We start from the raw sequence: 19,356 nt of genomic DNA on the forward strand, positions 1-19,356 counted from the left end.
GCAGCAGGCGGCTGCGGCCTTCTCATCCCGTCGCCCCCTGCACGATCGCCTCGGCCACCCGCGCACCCGCTTGTTCGAGGCTGAACGAGCGGCCCATCTTCATCGACATCAGTTCCACACCCAGCGATTTCGTGACCAGCGCACCGAATTCCACCGCCATCAGCGAATCCAATCCGAGCTCGGGCACCGGGACGGTCAGGTCGATCGAGTCCGCGGAAACGCCCATGACCTGCGCCAATTGCTCGGCCAACATGAAGGCGACGACCTCGTTGCGCTTGCCCTCGTCGAGTTCGGCGAGCTGGACACGCAGCCGCGCGGCGGCCGAATCATCCTGTGCCGCGGCGGCGATCAGTTCCTTCGTGCGCCCGGTCTGGGCGAAGAACGGCGCGGTGGCGTTCACCTTGGCCCAGTCGACCGGAATGATCGAGGCCTGCGTGACGCCCAATCGCAGCGCCTGCTCCAGATATTCGGTCCCCTCGTCCATGGTGATCGAATCGAAGCCGGTGTTGCGCAGATATCGCGCGATGTGCTCGTCGTCGGCCATACCGCCGCCGGACATATGACCCCAGCCGACGACCAGTGCGGTGCCGCCCGCGCGGATCACCGTATCCCCGATGGCCTGCAGCGCGATATTGGCTGCGGTGTAAGCGTATTGGCCGACACCGCCGAACATCGCACTGCCGGAGGACCACAGCGCGAACTGGTCGAGCCGCGCCCCCGCGGCTCGGACACCGGCGACGAGTGCACGCGCCCCGTCGGCCTTCGCCCGGAACACCTTGGCCAGACTCTCGGCATCCATGACGGTGATGCGCTTGTCGTCGATGGCGCCCGCGGTGTGGAACGCCCCGCGCAGCGGATGCTCGGGCCGGTGGGCGCGAGCGACGACCGCCGCCACGGCATCGGCATCGGTGATGTCTACCCGCTCGATCGTGATCTCGATGCCCTGGGCCTCCCAGGCCGCGAGCTGCGCGACCGCGGCCTCGGTGGTGGCGCCGCCGCGGCCGAGGAGCGTCAGCCGGCGAGCGCCGTGGCCCACCAGCCATCGTCCGGTGGCCAGGCCGAAGGCGCCGAAACCGCCGGTGATCAGGTACTGGGCCGTGGGATCGATCTCGATCTCGGGCAGCCGCGGACGGACCAGCGGTCGGTCCTCGGTCAGATCCAGCGCGACGCGGCCGATCCGGGTCGAGCGGGCCACCTCCTCGAAGGCCTGAGCGACGTCGGCGGTTCCGTACTTCTGGAACGGCAGCGGACGATAGGTGCCGTCGTCGAAGCTGGCGTTGACCTTGCGGCCCAGCGCCATCACCTCGGCGTGCCGCAGCCGCAGCATCCGATCCAGATCGAAGGAGAAATAGGAGACGTTCTTGTCGAACGCCGACAGATCCAGCATGCCGCCGGTGTAGATATCGGCCTTGCCGATCTCCACGATGCGACCGAATTCGGCGATCACCGCGAAGTTCTGGCGCAGGATCTCACCCGGCGCGGAGCTGATGATCACGTCCACGCCGCGGCCGCCGGTGAGAGCGAGAACCTCGTCGACGAAGGTGAGCGACCGCGATCCGACCGCGTGATCGGCACCCTCGGCCAGGACGTAGGCGCGCCGCTGTTCGCTGCTCGCGGTCCCGATCACGATGGCGCCGTGCAATTTCGCGATCTGCACCGCCGCGCTGCCGACGCCACCGGCCGCACCGTGCACGAGCACGGTCTCGCCGGCCCGGATCCGCGCGAGTTCGAGCAGCGAGTATTCGGCGGTGGTGAAGGCGGTGACGCTGCTGCACCGGCCCGCGTCGGTGTCGGGGCGGACGTGGGTGAGCGAATCGGTCGAGGTGGTGTGAAAGCGCGCGACCATACCCTTGGAGGTCAGGCTCACCGCGTCGCCGGGAGCGTAGTCGGTGACGCCGGGACCGACCCGGACCACCTCGCCGCCGCCTTCCATGCCCGGCACCAGGCCGAAGAACGTCTCCGACAGTTCACGTTCGCCTAGGACGCCGATCACCTTCAACGCGTCCTTGTAGTTGAGGCCCACCGCACGCATGCGGACCTCGACCTCGCCCGGACCGGGTTCGCGCCGATCGCAACGCCGCCAGCCCAGCCGCGCGAAGGTGCGCGAACGGGGCAGTTCCAGTTCGAAATTCGCCTCGGGATCGGTGAGCGGTTCGGCGGTGTCGAGGGCGTCGAGCCGCTCGGGCAGCGTTCGGGTCACGACCGTGGTCCAGCGCAGGCCGTTGCGCAACACGGCCTCGTCGACCAGGTCGTACTGGAAGCCACCGGGGATCGCCAGTTCCGCGGACAGGTCCGCGACCGTCGTGCCGGCATCGATGTCGACCAGTCGCCAGCGCAGCCGGGACTGTTCGTTGAGCAGGACGCGACGAGCGCCGGCGATGGCCGCCTGGCTGGGATCCGGCGCCGTCTCGTCCGCGGGATGGGCGTAGGCGTGGGCGCTGACCACGGTCGCGTATATCGAGCCGTCGCCGGTCAGCGGAATCTCGATGTCGTGCTCGGTGACCCGCTCCTCGAGATAGCCGTCCAGCGTCACCGCGATCCGGCGCAACATCCACAGCGCGGCCACATCACCGTCGGGTGTGTGTCCGGGGACCACGCAGACGTGCAGCCGTCGCACGTCCTCGTCGCCGAAGATGTCGCGAAGCCGCTGTGCCAGTCGCTGTTCCAGCTCGGTATCGGCCGGGTCCAGCAGGAGGACGGCCGAGCCGGCGCCGCCCGCGACGGCATCGCGCACCCGCTCGATCCGCGAGTCGATGTTCTCGCCGTAGCCGACGACCAAGGTGTAGAGGCCGTCGTTGCCGGGGAGTGCGGTCGTGTCGACCGGATCGCGCAGCTCCCACCGTTCCTCGTAGAACATGTCGGTCATACGCTGCAGTGGGCCGCGGCCCGGAGTCAGGGATCCGAATTCCATCCCCCTGATCTGCATGACCACGGTGCCTTCGGCGTCGAGCAGATCGATATCGGCCAGTGGCCGGTCACCCTCGGTGAACCGGGCCACGGCGGTGACCTCGATCGGCAGCGGCGCCAGGCGGCGCACGGTGCGCACGCCGACCGGCACCATCGCACCCTCGTGGGCCCCACCGCGCCCGGCGAGCAGGGCGGCCACACTCTGCAGCGCCGCATCGACGATCGCGGGGTGGGCGAGGTACCGCTCCCCCTGGCCGATGGTGCCGTCGAGTTGTGCGACCACGGTGTCCGGCGAGATCCGGATCGCGGTGGCGCGCTGGAAGGTCGGGCCGTATTCCAGTCCGCGCGCGGCCAGTCCGGCGTAGAACTCGGCGGGGTCGACCGCGAGCATGTGCTCGACATCGGGCACGTCCGCGGTGATCGGCGCGTAGCTGCCTTCGACCAGGCGGCCCAGTGCGTGGACGGTCCAGATGGTTCCGGCCGCGCCCCGGGAGCGGATGGTGAAGCGCCCGGTCGAATCCTCGACGTGGAGTTCGACGATCGGCGCCTCGCCCTCCTCGACGACCAGGGGTGCGACGAACCGCACGCCTTCCACGGCCACCTGATCCGATTCGGTGCGCACCGCGGCGGCGCTCAACGCGGCATCCAGATATCCCGCGCCGGGCAGGATCCGGGTGCCGCCCACGACGTGATCGGCGAGCCACGGTAGCGCCGCGAGCGACAGTTCCACCCGCCAGGCGTTGGATTCGTCGGGATGTTGATCACCGAGCATCGGGTGCGCGTCGGGTGTGCCGTGGCGCAGCAGCCGGAATTCCGGCAGTTCGTTGCGCAGCCGGGTGCGCTGCCACGGATAGCGCGGCAGATCGATATGCGGCGTCGGATCCGGCACTCCGGCGAACAGCGCGTCGATGTCGAGAACTCCGGCCGCGTACAGCCCGGACAGGGTCTGGCGCAGACTGTCGGCGTCCTGCTGTTTGCGGTACAGGGTCGCCACCGTCGTCCCGGTTTCGCCCGCGCCGATGAGGATCTCGCGAATATTGGCGCCGAGCACCGGATGCGGGCCGACCTCCACGAAGACCCGGTTCCCCGTACGGACCAGTGCGGTGATCGCATCGGCGAACCGCACCGGCTGCCGCACGTTCGCGCACCAGTAGTCGGCATTCCAGTCGGCCGTGGTGACCTGTTCGCCGGTGACCGTGGAGTACAGCGGGATGCGCGGTTCGGCGACGGTGAGCCCGGCCAGCACCTCACGCAGCTCGTCCAGGATCGGATCCATCAGATGACTGTGGTAGGGCACCTCGACCTGTAGCCGGCGCGCGAAAATGCCGTCGGCGGTGAGCTTTTCGGCGATCTCGTCGAGACGGTCGACCGCACCGGCCAGCGTGACGGCCGAGGGTGAGTTGATCGCCGCGATATCGACCGAGCTGTCGGTGGCGATGACCTCGCGAACCGCCTCGGCGGGCAATCCGATCGCCAGCATGCCGCCCGTCCCGGCCGTCGTGGCCTGCAACCGGGCACGGTGGTAGCTGACCAGCAGCGCGTCGCGCAGCGACAGCATTCCGGTCACGTAGGCGGCCGAGACCTCGCCGACGCTGTGACCGACGACGACGGCGGGCTCGATTCCGTATTCCCGCAACGCCGCGTACAGCGCGACCTGGACCAGGAAGTTCGCCGGTTGCGCGATGGCGGTCGAGGTGACCCGCGACTCCTCTTCGGGACGCAGCAACTCCTCGACGACGGACCAGCCCGCGATGTCGGTGAACACCGCGTCGATGCGGCGCGCCTCGTCGGCGAAAGCAGTATCGGTGGTGAGCAATTCGCGCGCCATACCCCACCACTGCGGGCCCATCCCGGTGAAGACGTACACCGGCTCGGCGGTGCGCTTGGCGACGGTGCGACCGACTCGCCCCTCACCGTTCGCCAGGTCCACCAGGCCCCGGACCAGTTCGGTGTCGTCACCGAAGGTGATCGCGGCGCGATGGTTGTGGTGATTGCGACGCCGCCACGCGGCCTCGGCCAGCCGGCCGGGGTCGGCGCCCTCGGCGATCAGTTCGGCGACGCCGCGAGCCAGTTGCCGAACGGCTGTCTCGTTTCGCGCGGAGAGCGGCAGTACGCCGAAATGCTGTGGCGCCCGGCCCGTTTCGGCAGAGCCCGCATACTCCTGCAGAATCGCGTGCGCATTGGTGCCGCCGTATCCGAAACCGTTGACGGCCACCGTCATGCGCTCGACCTCGGGGCCGACCGGTTCGGCCTCGGTCTGGAGGCGAATTCCCAGTTCCTCGAACGGGATATCGGGATTGGGCGTGTCCAGCCAGCCCTGCGGCGCGATGGTTCGGTGCGTGATGGCCAGCGCCGATTTGATGACGCTCGCGATACCCGACGCGGCTTCGGTGTGCCCGAGCGTCGCCTTCACCGAGCCGACGCCGACCGGCCCGGACCGTCCGGTGGCGGCGCCGTAGGCCCGCCCGATGGCTCGCAGCTCCAGCGGGTCGCCCACCGGCGTGCCGGTTCCGTGTGCCTCCACGTAGGTGATCTCGTGCGCCGGGATTCCGGAACGCTCGATCACGGTCTTGGCCAGCGCTTCCTGGGAATCCGCGTTCGGAACCGTGATGGCCGTGGTGCGGCCGTCCTGATTCGATCCGGTGGCCTTGACCACCGCGTAGATGCGGTCGCCGTCGCGTTCGGCATCGCCGAGCTTCTTCAGCACCACGATGCCGGCGCCCTCGCCACGACCGTAACCGTCGGCGGCGGCGTCGAACGGTTTGCTGCGGCCGTCGGCGGCGAGGAATCCGCCCTTGCACATGGAGACGAACGGCTCCGGCTGCGCCATCACGGTCACGCCGCCGGCCAGCGCGTATTCACAGTCTCCGCTCTCGATGGCCTGGCAGGCCAGATGCAGGGCGACCAGCGACGAGGAACAGGCCGTGTCGACGGTGACGGCCGGACCGGTCAGGTTGAGCGCGTAGGCGATCCGGTTCGAGAGCATCGTGTACGACGCGCCCGCGGCGGTGTGCATGTCGACATGCGGCAGCGCCGGACCGCCGACCGATACCGCCAGCTGATCGAGGGTGAAGGCGCCGATGTAGACGCCGAACCCCGAACCGGCGCTGCGACCGGCGACACCCGCGTCGTCGAGCGCCTCCCACACCACTTCCAGGACGAGCCGCTGCTGCGGGTCCATGGCGGCCGCCTCGCGCGGGGAGATGCCGAAGAAGTCGGGATCGAACTCCCATGGATCGCCGGTCATGAAGGCGGCGCGTTTGGTGTACATGCGTCCGGGGGTGCGGCGGTCGGCGTCGTAGTAGCGCCGCCAGTCCCAGCGGTCGGCCGGGATCTCGGTGACCCCGTCCCGTTTGTTGATCACGAAGTCCCAGAAGGACTCCGGCGAATCGATACCGCCGGCGTACCGGCATCCGATTCCGACGATGGCAATGTCAGACACAGCGACTCCTCGGCCGACTCGGAAATTCCCGCTGATCAGAGCGGACGCGGTCGGCGAATCATGATGTTCATTTCCGGACCCGTTTTGCCCAGCCGGACGGACCCGGTGCGTTCGTTACCCAGAGCCTCGTAGTAGCCGACGTTCTCGTCCTTGCAGATTCCGCACAGGAGTACGCCCTGCCGGTCGGCCTTGTCGGTGAACGACGCGTACAGCGCGCGGCCGACGCCGCTGCGCTGCAGTGCCGGATCGGTGCCGAGGTAGACGTGGAACAGGTGCGGTTCGGCCGGTGCCGCCCGATCCATGGTCCGGTCGACCTCGGTTCCCCTTCCCACGGCGGTGCCCATTCCCGCGAGAAACAGTGGGCCCGCCAGGAATTCGCGTAGCCCACCAGGGCGGTAACCGTCGGGGTACCAGAGCAGGGCGCCGACGATGCGGCCGTCCAACTCCGCCACCTCGGCACCACCGGCCGGCAGGAAGCGATGCTCGATCATGGTTCGCAGCATCCGCGGCGCCCGCCGGTGCCGGACGGTTTCGTCCGGAAAGACGTATTCCTCGATCGGATCGTCGCGGGCGAAGGCCGCGGCCAGTACCCGCACCATTCCGGTGACGTCGTCGCGCGTCGCGGTCCGCACGACCGGACTCCCGGTTCTGCTCAAAACTGTTGTCCCTCACCTGATTTGCACACCGCCGACCACATCGGCGAAACGTCCGGCCAGCGAACTGGTCGCTAGATTACCTCAGCCCGGGACGCTCCCTACCAGTCGGTAACGTGGAGTAGATCACGCCGGTACGACACGCTCCACGGACCGGGCCACACTCCCACCACAGGGCAACTGCTCTGCAGCCCCGCCGAATCCCGCACCCCTGCGCGAAATACACCTCGAGCGCGGCCGGCTCACCCGCCCGGATCACAATCGCTACCGCGCGCAGTCGTGAAAACAGTTGCGTTTCAAAAATATTCACGACGGTATTCGTCGCTACTTCGGCGACGTCACACAGTGAACCGCGGGCAACCCCCCTCGTTCGCGCGCGATTCCAGCGACTCCCCACCCGTGGCAATCCATCCGGTCGCCGTATCCCGGCAAGGCACGACACCACCCGTCCGTAGCGACCGCGCACATCTGCCGGCTTACCAATGGCGGTAACCCCTCAGGGCCGTACCGAACAATGGGGACGACGACGGATTTGTCGTCATCGTTACGAATCTGGACCTCGACCGCGAGCGTCGCGTGGAGGCCGAAAGGAATCGGAACTTGAACACACGGATTCTGGCAGCCGGCATCGTTGCGGGCGCCTTGTGCGCCGCGGTCGCCGCCATCGCTCCCTCGGCATCCGCACAGCCGTTTCCCGCCGGAGTGTCATGCTCGGAGACGACCTGCACCAATGACACCGACGACACCTATCTGATCGAGGCGTGGCAACACTGCCGGGTCGTCGGCAGCACCGCGGAGACCGAAACCCCGTTCAACATGGTCGTGCGAGCGCACGAGACGGTGCCCGTGAAAGGTGTGGAGTGCCCGCCGCTGGTGATCGAGCGGCCCGACACCATCGGCGGTACGGACACCACGGTGCTGCGGACGGAGCCGACCCGGATCAGCTTCTTCAAGGCCGTCCACCACGACCCGGACGCGCCGAAGGTTCGCACCGGTTCGGCCGGGTGACGACGACCGGTAGGGACGAAAAAGCCCCCACCCGGAATCCGGGTGGGGGCTGTGGCGGTGGCGGAGGGATTTGAACCCTCGGTGGGGGGTTACCCCACACACGCTTTCGAGGCGTGCTCCTTAGGCCGCTCGGACACGCCACCGCAGGTGACTTTACCGGACGGACGGAGCGAAACCGAAATCGGGTGGTCAGCGACATATGGAGCAGAGCTCAGCGGCGTTGAATGCGAAAGAAGTCGTCCAGAACGGCCGCACATTCGGCCTCGAGCACGCCCCCTCGAACCTCGGGCCGATGGTTGAGGCGGCGGTCCCGCACCACGTCCCAGAGCGAGCCGACCGCACCGGTCTTGGGCTCCCAGGCGCCGAAGACGACGCGGCGGACCCGGGCCAGGACCAGCGCTCCGGCGCACATCGTGCACGGCTCCAACGTCACCGCCAGCGTCGCGCCCTCGAGCCGCCAGCCGTCGCCGTACACTTGGGCGGCGCGGCGCAACGCCAGGATCTCCGCATGCGCGGTCGGATCGCCGAGCGCTTCCCGGGCGTTGCCGGCCCGGGCCAGTTCGCGGCCGTTCGCGTCGAAGACGACCGCACCGACCGGGACGTCACGCGGGTCGGTCTGGGCCGCGGCGGCGAGCGCGGCCCGGACGAGATCCTCGTCTCCCGGAGGTGACCCCGGACTCGGCGCTGCCCCCGGACTCAACGGTGCAGCTTGTCCAGAACCGCGGAGAATTCGTCGGCGAAGCCCAGCCGCTGCGCGACCATTCCCAGCTGTTCGTCCGGATACAGATCGGTTTCCGCGAGGATCACGCTGAGCACCGGCTCGGGCAGGCCGAGGTCCGCCAGGACACCCAGATCGCCTTCCTCCCACGGATCGATCTCATCCAGTTCGTCCGGATCGATATCGGGGACTTCGACATTCAGCGCGTCGAGCACCTCGACGGCGATGTCGTAATCGATCGCGGCGGTGGCGTCCGAGATCAGCAACCGGCTCCCGGTCGGACCCGGCCGCAGGACGATGAAGAATTCGTCGTCGACGTCCAGCAATCCGAATACCGCACCGGTGCTGCGCAGGGCGCGCAGTTCGTCCTCGGCCGCGGACAGACTCGACAACGCCGCGGCGCTGAGCGGGCTGCAGCGCCACGTGCTGTCTTCGCGGACGACCGCCACGGCGAACCCTTCCACATCGTCGTAATCGTCCGACGCGGCCCTGTTCGTGCTCGAGCGCTGTGCCATGGCCGCAACGGTAGTCGGCTTCGGCGGAAATGTTGAAGTCGTATGCGAATCTGATCCGATGACAGGCGATCGGAATTCCTCGGTGTGCGTGCTGGGTACGGGTTTGATCGGCGGTTCGCTGCTGCGCGCGGCGGCCACGGCCGGCTACCGGGCCTGGGGTTACAACCGGTCGGCTCCGGGTGCGCAGGCCGCCCGGTCCGACGGATTCGACGTCGAATCCGATATCGCGGCGGTGCTGTCCCGGGCCGCCGCCGACGAGGCGCTGATCGTGCTGGCGGTGCCGATGCCGGCCATCGATACCGTTCTCGCGGATGTGAAGACGTTCGCGCCCGATTGCCCGCTGACCGATGTGGTGAGTGTGAAGCAACCGGTGCGCGCCGAGGTCCACCGGCAGGAACTGGGCGCGCGCTACGTCGGCGGACATCCGATGGCGGGGACCGCCGAATCCGGCTGGGCCGCATCGTCTCCCGATCTGTTTCGCGACGCGGCCTGGGCGGTCGGCGTGGACCCGGGCACCCGCGCCGAACCGTGGCTCCGGGTCGCGCGGCTGGCGCTGGACTGCGGTGCGATCGTGGTGCCGGTCCTGGCGGACGAACACGACCGCGCGGTCGCCCGCATCTCGCATCTGCCGCACGTGCTGGCCGAGGCGCTGGCGGTCGCGGGGGCCGCGGGGGGCGATCTGGCTCTGGGTCTGGCCGCCGGATCGTTCCGCGACGGCACCCGGGTCGCGGCGACCGCGCCCGAGCTGGTGCGCGCGATCTGCGAACCGAACGCGACCGCGCTCACCGAGGCGCTCGACGACGCGCTGCGCCTGCTCGAGGCCGCGCGCGACAGCCTGCGCGACGAGGGCACCCTCGGCGAACTGATCGACGCGGGCTACAGCGAACGCGACCGGTACGACACCCTGCGGCGCTGGGACATCACCGATATCCGCCCCGGCGATCAGGATTGGCTGGAACGTTTGCGTGACGCGGGACGCCAGGGCGGCGTGATCCGCTCACTGGACTGAGAACCGCGCGGAGTCAGACCCGTTCGGCGAGGCCCGGATAGTCGAGGACGAATCCGTCGTCGTCGACGGTCACGGTCGCGCTCGACACCGGCGAGAGCACATGGATCCCGTCGGCGCCGCTGCTGTAGGTGAGGATCGCCTCCTGGACGAGCAGATCCGGAACCCGCACGTAGACAACCGGAACCTGTACGTCCTCCGTGGCATGCGCCAGACCGAAACGGCGAATCGGCAGGGTGTTGAAGAACGGGCTCAGCACCACGTCCACATCCAGCGCACCGCCGAACATGGACCGCACGTGGGTGCCGCCGGCATCGACGAGCCAGTAGTTCTCCTCGTCCCGGGCGATCGACGCATGCCGTTCGCCCGAGGCGACGGTGCTGCGCAGCGACAGCCGCTTCGTGCGTCCCACCTCGTCGGTGACCAGGTCGTAGGACGCGCTGAACGCGGGATGTTCACCGCAGCCCCCGGCGATGATACGACCGGAGGCGCGGATCCGGTTACCGGTGAGGACCACGCGGACCGATTCCATCCGGGACGCGTCGTGCGCGCGCCAGGTGAGCACCGCCGGCCAGCGGGGCGCCACGGCCGCGCTCGCCTGGGCGGTCTCGGAATTGCCCGGGGCTGGCTTACTCACCCCTCTACCGTAGGTGACAACCGGGCTTGCGGTGCGGTCGCGGCGCGCGAGTTGTTCACCTGCGCTACACCAGCGATTCGCGCCACGCGGTGTGCAGAGCCGCGAAACGTCCGGTCGACGCGATCAACTCCGCGGGCGTACCGTCCTCGACGATGCGCCCGGAATCCATCACCAGCACCCGGTCGGCGATGGCGACGGTCGACAACCGATGCGCGATGATCACCGCGGTCCGCCCGCGCAGCACGGTCTCGAGCGCGCGCTGTACCTGCCGCTCGCCCGGAATGTCGAGGCTCGAGGTGGCCTCGTCCAGCACGATCACCGCGGGATCGGCCAGGAAGACCCGAGCGAAGGCGACGAGCTGGCGCTGACCGGCCGACAACCGCCCGCCGCGCTTGCGCACATCGGTGTCGAATCCGTCCGGCAGCGACATCACGAAGTCGTACAGTCCGACCGCGCGGGCCGCCGCGAACACCTCGGCGTCGGTGGCGTCGGGCCGGCCGAGCCGGATGTTGTCGGCGACCGAACCGGAGAACAGGTACGACTCCTGCGTCACCATCGCGATCGCACAGCGCAGATCCGCGTCGGCGATCGTGCGCAGGTCGATGCCGTCCAGCGACACCGTGCCCGACGAGGGGTCGTAGAACCGCGCGATCAGCTTGGCCAGGGTCGACTTTCCGGCACCGGTGGCACCGACCAGCGCGACGATCTGGCCGGCCTCGACGGTGAGCGAGAATCGCGGCAGCACCGATCGCGCGGGGCGAGTCTCGGTGCCGGACACGTCGTCGCGGCTCGGGTAGCCGAAGACGACATCCGTCAGGCGCAGTTCACCTCGCGCGCGCTCGAGCGGATGCGGGGCATCGGGTTCGGCCACGCTCGGCCGCTCCTCCAGCACGCCCGAGATCCGTTCCAGCGCGGCCGCCGCGGACTGGTAGGAGTTGAACACCTGGGCCAATTCGTCCAGCGGGCCGTAGAACTGCCGCAGGTACAGCAGGAATGCCGCGAGCACACCGATTTCGGTGTGGCCGTGGATGACTCGCCACGCACCGACGACCAGGATGACGACGTTCGTCACATTGCTGATCAACCGGACCAGGCCGATGTAGGCCGCCATCCCGTGCAGCGCACTGATATTCGCGGCCCGGTATTCGGCATCGGAGTCGACCAGAATGGCCTGGTTGCGCCCCTCGCGCCGGAAGGCCTGCACCGCGCGGATTCCGCCCATGGTCTCGACGAAATGCACGACCACCTTCGCGATCGCGCCCCGGGTGCGGCGGTAGCCGGCGCGCTGGCGCCGCTGCGCCCAGCGCGTCACGAACACCAACGGGACGAAACCCAGCAGCACCACCGCGGCGAGCGGAATATCGAGCCACAGCAGGATCGCGGCGATCGTCACCACCGACAGCACGGCACTCAGCGCGTCGTTGAGCGCACGCTCGAGCAGATCCTCGAGCGATTCCAGATCACTGGTGAGCCGCGCGACGATCTTGCCGGAGGTGTAGTTCTCGTGGAAATCGATCGAGAGCCGCTGCACGTGCGTGAAGACCCGCAGCCGCAGATCGAACAGCACCTGCTGGCTCAACCTGCCGGAGATGCGCAGGAAGAGGAAGGTCGTCACGCCGCCGAGCGCGGTGCAGCCCAGGATGCCGCCCACGGCCAGCGCCAGCGGCAACCAGTCACCGTCGAGCGCGCGCCCCACCCCGGTGTCGACGCCGTGGGCGACGAACAGCGGCGTCGCCACCAGGGCGGCATTGTCGATCACGATCAGCACCAGCGCGGCGACCGCCAACCGGCGGTAGGGCCGGATCAGCGACCACAGCAGGCGGCGCGACCGCGCCGCCAGGGCGAGATTGACCGCATCGGTCTGCTCGCCCTCCTCGGCCGCCACGCCCCGCCAGTCGGCCTCGCCCTCGGCGTCGACGTGGACGGCCACTGCGCCGACGGTCTCGCTATGGGCCGTAGCGTCCGGGCGGTCGGTGTTCGTGCCCACCCGGTCAGCGTTCGTGCGCGTAGCTGCGTCCTCGCTCGGGTTCTCCGGCATCGAGCTCACCTCCCATCAATTCCCGGTAGCGCGAACAGGTTTCGAGTAGTCGTTCGTGGGGTCCGTCGGCGATGATGCGGCCCCCGTCGAGGACGGCGACCCGGTCCGCCCAGGCCGCGGTCGACGGACGGTGGGCCACCAGCAGCACGGTGGCTCCGGCCAGCGCCTCGCGCAGCCGCACCTGGACCTGCTCCTCGGTGCTCACGTCCAGGGCGGAGAGCGGGTCGTCCAGGACCACGATGTGCCCACCGGGGTGTTTCTGCCGGTCCAGCACGGCTCGGGCCAGCGCCAGCCGCTGCCGCTGACCGCCCGACAGACTCAGGCCCTGCTCCCCGATCCGGGTGTGCAGGCCCCACGGCAACTCGTCGACGAACCGCGCGGCGCAGGCCACCTCCAGTGCGGCGCGGATCCGGTCCTCGCCGGCGTCGGGATAGCCGAGGGTGATGTTCTCGCGCACGCTGGCCGAGAACAGCACCGGATCCTCGAAGGCCACCGAGACCTGCGACCGCAGATCCGACAGCCGCATCGAGCGCACATCGATCCCGTCGATCGTCACCGCGCCCGCCGCGACGTCGAACAGTCGCGGCACCAGTCCCAGCAGCGCCGACTTACCGCTTCCGGTGGCGCCGACCACCGCAACCGTCTCACCCGGCCGCAGCCGCAGCGAAATGTCGTGCAGCAGATCGCGATCGGCGTCCGGGAAGCGGAAACGCACCCGGTCGAACCGCAATTCGCCACGCAGCGGCTGCGGCGGGGCCACGGGATGTTCCGGATCGGTGATCTCGACGGGTGTGTCGATCACCTCCCAGAACCGTTGCGCCGCGGTGCGGGCGTGGTTCATCTCGGCCAGCAGGAATCCGAAGCCCATGATCGGCCACTGCAGGTAGGTGGTCAGCGTGATGCCGGCCACCAGGGCGCCGACCGTCATCGCCTGTTCGGTGAGCAGATATCCGCCGATGGCGAGTGCGGCCGCGATACCCAACGCGGACAACGTGTTCAGCGCCGTCCACAGCCGCGCGGCCAACCGCACCTTCGCCAGCTCGAGGGATCGCAGTTCCCGCGCCTCGGCGCGGAACCGGCGACCGAACCACGGGCCGCGGCCGAACGCCTTCAGCACGCGGATACCCTGCGCGGACTCCTCGACCGTCGTGGCGAGATGCCCGGATTGGTCCTGCGCGCGACGCGAGGCGTGACCGTAGCCCTGTTCGAATTGCAGCGCGAGCAGCACGAGCGGAACCGCGATGAGCAATTCGATCAGCCCGATCTGCCAGCTCAGGACGAACAGCAGTGCCACCCCGACGCCCAGCGTCGCACTCAGCGACAGCAGCGACGGCGCGACGAAGGCGAAGAAGCGCCGCAGGGTGGACATGTCGGTGATCGCACGCGAGGTGAGCTGGCCCGACTCCATCCCGTCGTGCACGCCGACCGACAGCACCTGCAATCGCTGGAAGAGCTTGCCGCGCAAGGACACCTCGAGCCGGCTCGCCGGCGCCGCGATGATCCATCGCCGCCACCACGAGGTGACCGTGCTGAGCACCGCCAGCCCCACCACCAGCCCGATCGGCACCCAGATGCCGCCGAAATCCCGCTGCGCGATCGGGCCGTCGACGATCCGCGCGGTGACCAACGGCAACGCGATATCGCACAGCATGCCGAGCCCCGACAGCACGGCACTGCCGAACAGCGCCGCCCGATAGGGCCGGATCTCCGGCCACAGACGCCGCAGCGAACCCGCGGCCGTCACTCGGGCGCCGAAGTTTTCGTCGACCGTTCCGGTTCTGTCGTCCTCCGAATCGGATACGGTCTCCGTCGTAGCGACGGACACAACACTCCCCCTTCGCCAGGTCGTCTTTCGCCGAATCGATCACCGTCGCACCGCCCCGGCCCCCGACCGAGCGCGCGTACGAACTTCCAGATTGCCAGCGCTCCGGCCGCCCGCCAACCGATTTTCGACCGCTACGCGGCTGTGCGCATCGGACCGACATCACCCACTGATTGCTGACGTCGCCCACCTGCTCGAGTAACCTCCACACCCGGGCCCTTCGCGACCGCGCCGGTGCCCGACGGGGATTCGGGCGAAAGGACCACCGGCTGTGAACAACACGCGGATGGTCGGGTTGTTCGCCGGGATCGGGGGACTGGAACTCGGGCTCAACGCCCATGGTTGGCATACCGAATTGCTCTGCGAGATCGATCCGGGTGCGCGCGCGGTCCTGTCTGCCCGCTTTCCCGAGGTCGAAACACACGCTGATGTCACCCGCTTGCGCGCACTGCCCGCCGGGACCGAATTGGTGGCGGCCGGATTTCCCTGCCAGGACCTCTCGCAGGCGGGTCGGACGGCGGGGATCACCGGCGCGCGTTCGGGTCTGGTGGACGAGGTGTTCCGCCTGGTTCGCCGCAAGCGCGGTCCGCGCTGGCTGCTGATCGAGAACGTCCCGTTCATGCTGCAACTGGGGCGCGGGCAGGCGATGCGGCACATCACGGCCGCCTTGGAGGAGCTGGGCTATACCTGGGCCTACCGAGTGGTCGACGCGCGCGCGTTCGGGCTGCCGCAGCGGCGGCAGCGGGTGCTGATGCTGGCGTCGCGGTCGGAGGATCCGCGGCCGGTGCTGTTCGGAACCGATGCGGGGCCGCGCACGATCGGCGACCCCGAGGTGGATCCCTGCGGCTTCTACTGGACCGAGGGGGTGCGCGGACTGGGCTGGGCGGTGAATGCGGTGCCGACGTTGAAGGGCGGGTCGGGGCTCGGTATCGCCAGTCCGCCCGCGGTCCGATTGCCCGCAGGTGAGATCGTCACTCCCGGAATCACCGATGCCGAACGGCTGCAAGGCTTTTCCCACGACTGGACCGCGCCGGCACTGGCCGCGGCGGGGGTCCGTCCGGGACATCGGTGGAAGCTGGTCGGCAATGCGGTGAGTGTGCGGATGGCGTCGTGGATCGGATCCCGCTTGGCCGCGCCCGCCGACGGGGTGGCCGCGGAGTACGCGCCCCTGACCGCGCACCGCTGGCCGGCGGCGGCGTGGGGCCATGCCGGTAAGGCCTATCGGGTCCCGGTGTCGACGTGGCCGGTGCACGAGCCGTACGAGGATCTGCGCTGGTTCCTCGACGATGCCCGCCTGCTGTCGGCGCGTGCTACCGCGGGTTTCCTGCGCCGTGCCGCGCGCGGCACGCTGCGCTTCCCTCCCGGCTTCATCACCGATATGGAAAACCACCTGATCCGCATGGGAGCTCTGCCGCGGGCGGGTGCGGATGTCACGTACGTCTCGGCGGCGGTGTGAAGTGTCGAATCGGTCACCGAATCGGGCCCCGGGAACACCGGCCCGCCGGTGGACGCTGTAAGGGTTGTGCATGAGTTCCGGCCGTCCCGTCACCGACGCGGTGACCAGTGCCCGGATGGCCCGGCAGCGTCGGACGGGGACCGCCCCGGAGACCGCGCTGCGTACCGAACTGCATCGGCGGGGCCTGCGTTATTTCGTGGACCGCGCTCCGCTTCCGGGTTTGCGCCGCCGCGCCGACCTGGTGTTTCCCCGCCGCAAGGTGGCGGTGTACGTGGACGGGTGTTTCTGGCATCGCTGCCCGCTACACGCCACGTATCCGAAGAACAACGCGCAGTGGTGGGCGGAGAAATTGGCCGGCAACGTGGCCCGCGACCGCGATACCGATGCGCGGCTCGCCGCCGCGGGCTGGCTGGTGGTGCGGGTGTGGGAACACGAGAATTCGGTCGCCGCCGCGGATCGAGTGCAGTCGGCTTTGTCGCAGCGATAGACCATGATGGAAAGTGCAGCCGACATTGCAGCGGGAATCCGGCACATTCCGAACGTGGGCGATGACGTGAATCGAGGGCAATGACGCCGAGCGGGCCGCACGATCGTGCGGCGGACGAATCCGGTGCGGTCGCCGTACTGGAGCGAGACCCCGCGCCCGTGCGCGTCCGGTTCCGCCTCGTCCGCTCGTTGATCGCGGCCGCCGTCGCCGTCGCGGGCGTCTGCTATTCGTCGTGGATCCTGGAATTCGTCCTGCCGATCCATCTGAACCCGATCAGGTCGTTCCTCAGCGAATTGGATGCCGAAGGGCGTCCTTATCGCTGGGTGTTCGATCTCGGCGACACGATCGCCGGTTCGCTCACCCTGATTTCCGCGGTCGCGGCGATGTTCGTCTTCTCGCGGCGGCGCTTGTCGACCGTGGGCTGGGTGGCGCTGGGCTGTTTCGGCGCGTCCACGATCGCCGACGCGCAATGGCCGTTGCACACCTGCTCGGCGCCGTGCCCGCCGTCGGACAGCGGCATGTTTCCGCAATTGCACCAGATTCACGCGCTGACCAGCACGCTGGCGGTCACGTCGATATTCGTGGCGATGATCGCGTTCAGCGTCGCCGCCTTCCGCTATCGGCGCTGGCCGATTCTGCGGCATTCCGGATTGTGGATCCTGATCGTCGGCTCGGCCGCGACGGCCTGGATGCTGATCGCCGACAATCTGCCGGGCAATTACGCACTGGGCATCGCCCAGCGCATCCAGGTCGGATCCATGTCGCTGTGGCTGATCGCGCTCGCCGTGCAGATCTGGGTCGCGCAGCGTGCGATCAGCGGCGACGGGCGTAAGCGCGCACGGCCTCCGGCTCCTCGTTTCCCAGCATGACCAGCGAGCGGGGCGCCGATTCCGCCACCGCGCCCGCGATCGCCATGGCCGCGAAGGTGGCCAGCATGACGCCCATTACCAGTACCTCGACAACTGTGTTCATATCCCCACGGTGACAGCGCCGACTGGCATGCATTTGTGCGTAACTTGGGTAAAGCCTGAGAATGCCGGCTAGCCCACCGAGACGGTGACGGTGTGCGTCGTGGTGCGCGCCGGAAGCGCCCCGGTGTCGACCCACAGGATTTCACCGGTGTCCTGACGGCCGTCCGGCAGAATTTTCGGTTTCAGGCCGAAGGGCGGCAGGCTGCCGGTGCTGCCGGCCACACCGAAATCGCTGTCGTCGGAGATGTAGAGCGTGCGGCCGCCGTCGGTGGTGGCGACGCCTTCGATTTTGTCGTGGCCGAAGAATGTGCCGGCCGGATTCAGTCCCGCGAGCAATCCGGCGAGGTCCAGGTTCGATTTCTTCGCGACCGGGGTGATACCGGCCTTGCCGAGCGCGGCGATCCCATCGGCGGTCGATACCTTGCCGACATAGGTTTCCAGCGGTGTGTCGCCGACGAGCAGGCCGAGGTTCGGGTCGTATCGGGTGCCGGGCACATTCGCCCGGGGTCCGACATCGGTGGCGCCGTTCACATCGATCGTCCACAGTTTCTTGTTCGCCTCGGGCGCGAGTTCACCGTCGCGTTCGTCCACGAGAAAGGTGTGGTCGTCGAGCGCGGTGATTTCGGAGACGGCCAGTTTGCGCTTCGGTTCCTCGAGCGGATAGACGAATTCGGCGACGGCGCGGGTCCGCAGATCCACGGTGACGATCCGGGTCATCGGCACCTCGCGCGCGGAGACCGAACCCGGTGTCTGCAAACCACTTTGAATCACACCGACCAATCGCCGGCCGTCGGGGGTGACCGTCAGGCCTTCCATTCCCTGGTTCGGCGTTCGCATCGTCAGTTCCCGTGGGAGGCCGGAACCCGGTGCGAGACGTTCGATTTCGGTGCCGGACGCGTCGAAGTGCACGAGGAACGGACCGTATTCGTCCGAGACCCAGAAGGTGCCGTCGGGCAGTGCGACGAGTCCCTCCGGATCCAAGCCGTGGTCGATGGGCGGCAAGGTGTGACCGTCCAGATCGCGCATGGTCTCCCCGGTCGACGCGGCGGTGTCGACCAGTCCGTTGAAGCCGACGCCCGCACGGTTCTTCAGGTCGATGGTGGATTCCAGGACCGCGCGCGTTCCGGTCAGCCGGAATTTTCCGATCTTCGGCACGAAAGTCGGGATGGGGACGAGCTTTTCGTTCTTGCCGGGCCCGTCGACGTTCGGGCCGCGGTCGGTGAGCCCGTAGAACTCGTCGGGCGAACCCGGCACCGGTGTCCACGCGGACCCGAATCCGCTGCCCTGCACCGTGGTGCCGCCGAAGTCACCGAGCGGCGCGATATCGGTGGTGTAGAGGTGCACCGCATCGGAGGTGGTCACCGTGAAGGTGTCGTCGCCCTGGTAGCCGGACTCCGGCGTGTAACGCACGGAACCGTCGGCGGTGCGGTCGAGGCGGCCGTGAGCCGGTGTGCCGAAGGCGACGGCCGCGCCGCCGCCCGTGCGGGCGGACAGGTCGTCGAGCGATACGACGAGCGGCCGGTCCCGGTCGGTGTGCCACTGTGGTTCGCCACCGCCGGACGAACAGGCGGCGGCGCAGAGCACGGCGCCGGCGAGGGCGAATCGGAGCAGATGCCTGGTTCCCACCGGTGATACCTATCCTGCCGAGTCGACGATCAGCTGTCGGGAACCTGAACAGTTATCCGACGGCAATCGA

At 68.7% G+C, this 19,356-nt stretch carries 14 protein-coding genes and 1 tRNA gene; 5 read left to right on the forward strand and 10 right to left on the reverse strand.

What is annotated here, in order from left to right:
- Positions 1–22: 22 nt before the first annotated feature.
- A complete protein-coding gene (locus tag NMI01S_RS04705; RefSeq protein ID WP_063920643.1) occupies positions 23–6,349 on the reverse strand; it encodes a type I polyketide synthase in 6,327 nt (2,108 codons plus the stop codon).
- A 35-nt stretch (positions 6,350–6,384) separates the two neighbouring features.
- Positions 6,385–6,981: a GNAT family N-acetyltransferase gene (locus tag NMI01S_RS04710; protein ID WP_245716696.1), complete on the reverse strand. Its 597-nt coding sequence runs from the start codon at positions 6,979–6,981 to the stop codon at positions 6,385–6,387.
- Between the two features lie 621 nt (positions 6,982–7,602).
- Between NMI01S_RS04710 and NMI01S_RS04715 the strand changes: the two genes are divergently transcribed.
- Positions 7,603–8,010, forward strand: a complete 408-nt coding sequence (locus tag NMI01S_RS04715) for a hypothetical protein (protein WP_157126029.1) — start codon at positions 7,603–7,605, stop codon at positions 8,008–8,010.
- A 52-nt stretch (positions 8,011–8,062) separates the two neighbouring features.
- On the opposite strand, the gene NMI01S_RS04720 is transcribed toward NMI01S_RS04715, so the two are convergent.
- The 3 genes from NMI01S_RS04720 to NMI01S_RS04730 form a co-directional block, all read right to left on the reverse strand.
- Positions 8,063–8,153 (reverse strand) — tRNA-Ser (locus NMI01S_RS04720).
- Between the two features lie 68 nt (positions 8,154–8,221).
- Positions 8,222–8,710, reverse strand: a complete 489-nt coding sequence (locus NMI01S_RS04725; RefSeq protein WP_062994686.1) for a nucleoside deaminase — start codon at positions 8,708–8,710, stop codon at positions 8,222–8,224.
- Positions 8,707–9,243, reverse strand: a complete 537-nt coding sequence (locus NMI01S_RS04730) for a tRNA adenosine deaminase-associated protein (RefSeq protein WP_039775235.1) — start codon at positions 9,241–9,243, stop codon at positions 8,707–8,709. Before NMI01S_RS04730 ends, NMI01S_RS04725 begins: the two co-directional genes overlap by 4 nt.
- A gap of 58 nt (positions 9,244–9,301) precedes the next feature.
- Here NMI01S_RS04730 and NMI01S_RS04735 point away from each other — a divergent pair, with 58 nt between their 5' ends.
- Positions 9,302–10,252: a prephenate dehydrogenase gene (locus tag NMI01S_RS04735; RefSeq protein WP_062994687.1), complete on the forward strand. Its 951-nt coding sequence runs from the start codon at positions 9,302–9,304 to the stop codon at positions 10,250–10,252.
- Between the two features lie 13 nt (positions 10,253–10,265).
- Here the strand turns inward: NMI01S_RS04735 and NMI01S_RS04740 are convergent, their stop codons facing one another.
- The 3 genes from NMI01S_RS04740 to NMI01S_RS04750 form a co-directional block, all read right to left on the reverse strand.
- Entirely contained in the window at positions 10,266–10,886 is a 621-nt protein-coding gene (locus NMI01S_RS04740; protein WP_439956220.1) for a putative glycolipid-binding domain-containing protein, read from the reverse strand.
- A 64-nt stretch (positions 10,887–10,950) separates the two neighbouring features.
- A complete protein-coding gene (locus tag NMI01S_RS04745) occupies positions 10,951–12,816 on the reverse strand; it encodes an ABC transporter ATP-binding protein (protein WP_062994688.1) in 1,866 nt (621 codons plus the stop codon).
- 61 nt (positions 12,817–12,877) lie between these two features.
- Complete coding sequence (locus tag NMI01S_RS04750; protein WP_084512289.1) at positions 12,878–14,749, reverse strand: ABC transporter ATP-binding protein; 1,872 nt, start codon at positions 14,747–14,749, stop codon at positions 12,878–12,880.
- Between the two features lie 283 nt (positions 14,750–15,032).
- Between NMI01S_RS04750 and NMI01S_RS04755 the strand changes: the two genes are divergently transcribed.
- The 3 genes from NMI01S_RS04755 (at position 15,033) to NMI01S_RS04765 (ending at position 17,558) form a co-directional block, all read left to right on the forward strand.
- Positions 15,033–16,202, forward strand: a complete 1,170-nt coding sequence (locus NMI01S_RS04755; protein WP_062994822.1) for a DNA cytosine methyltransferase — start codon at positions 15,033–15,035, stop codon at positions 16,200–16,202.
- Positions 16,203–16,272: 70 nt separating this feature from the next.
- Positions 16,273–16,689, forward strand: a complete 417-nt coding sequence (locus tag NMI01S_RS04760) for a very short patch repair endonuclease (protein ID WP_062994689.1) — start codon at positions 16,273–16,275, stop codon at positions 16,687–16,689.
- 80 nt (positions 16,690–16,769) lie between these two features.
- Positions 16,770–17,558, forward strand: coding sequence for a DUF998 domain-containing protein (locus NMI01S_RS04765; protein ID WP_084512292.1), 789 nt, complete (start codon positions 16,770–16,772; stop codon positions 17,556–17,558).
- Here the strand turns inward: NMI01S_RS04765 and NMI01S_RS34695 are convergent.
- Positions 17,503–17,661, reverse strand: a complete 159-nt coding sequence (locus tag NMI01S_RS34695; protein ID WP_157126031.1) for a hypothetical protein — start codon at positions 17,659–17,661, stop codon at positions 17,503–17,505. The two genes, NMI01S_RS04765 and NMI01S_RS34695, sit on opposite strands and share 56 nt — an antisense overlap.
- A gap of 68 nt (positions 17,662–17,729) precedes the next feature.
- A complete protein-coding gene (locus tag NMI01S_RS04770; protein ID WP_167669866.1) occupies positions 17,730–19,286 on the reverse strand; it encodes an esterase-like activity of phytase family protein in 1,557 nt (518 codons plus the stop codon).
- Positions 19,287–19,356: the final 70 nt, after the last annotated feature.

Origin of the sequence: Nocardia mikamii NBRC 108933 (assembly GCF_001613505.1) — a bacterium.
GTDB classification, from domain to species: domain Bacteria; phylum Actinomycetota; class Actinomycetes; order Mycobacteriales; family Mycobacteriaceae; genus Nocardia; species Nocardia mikamii.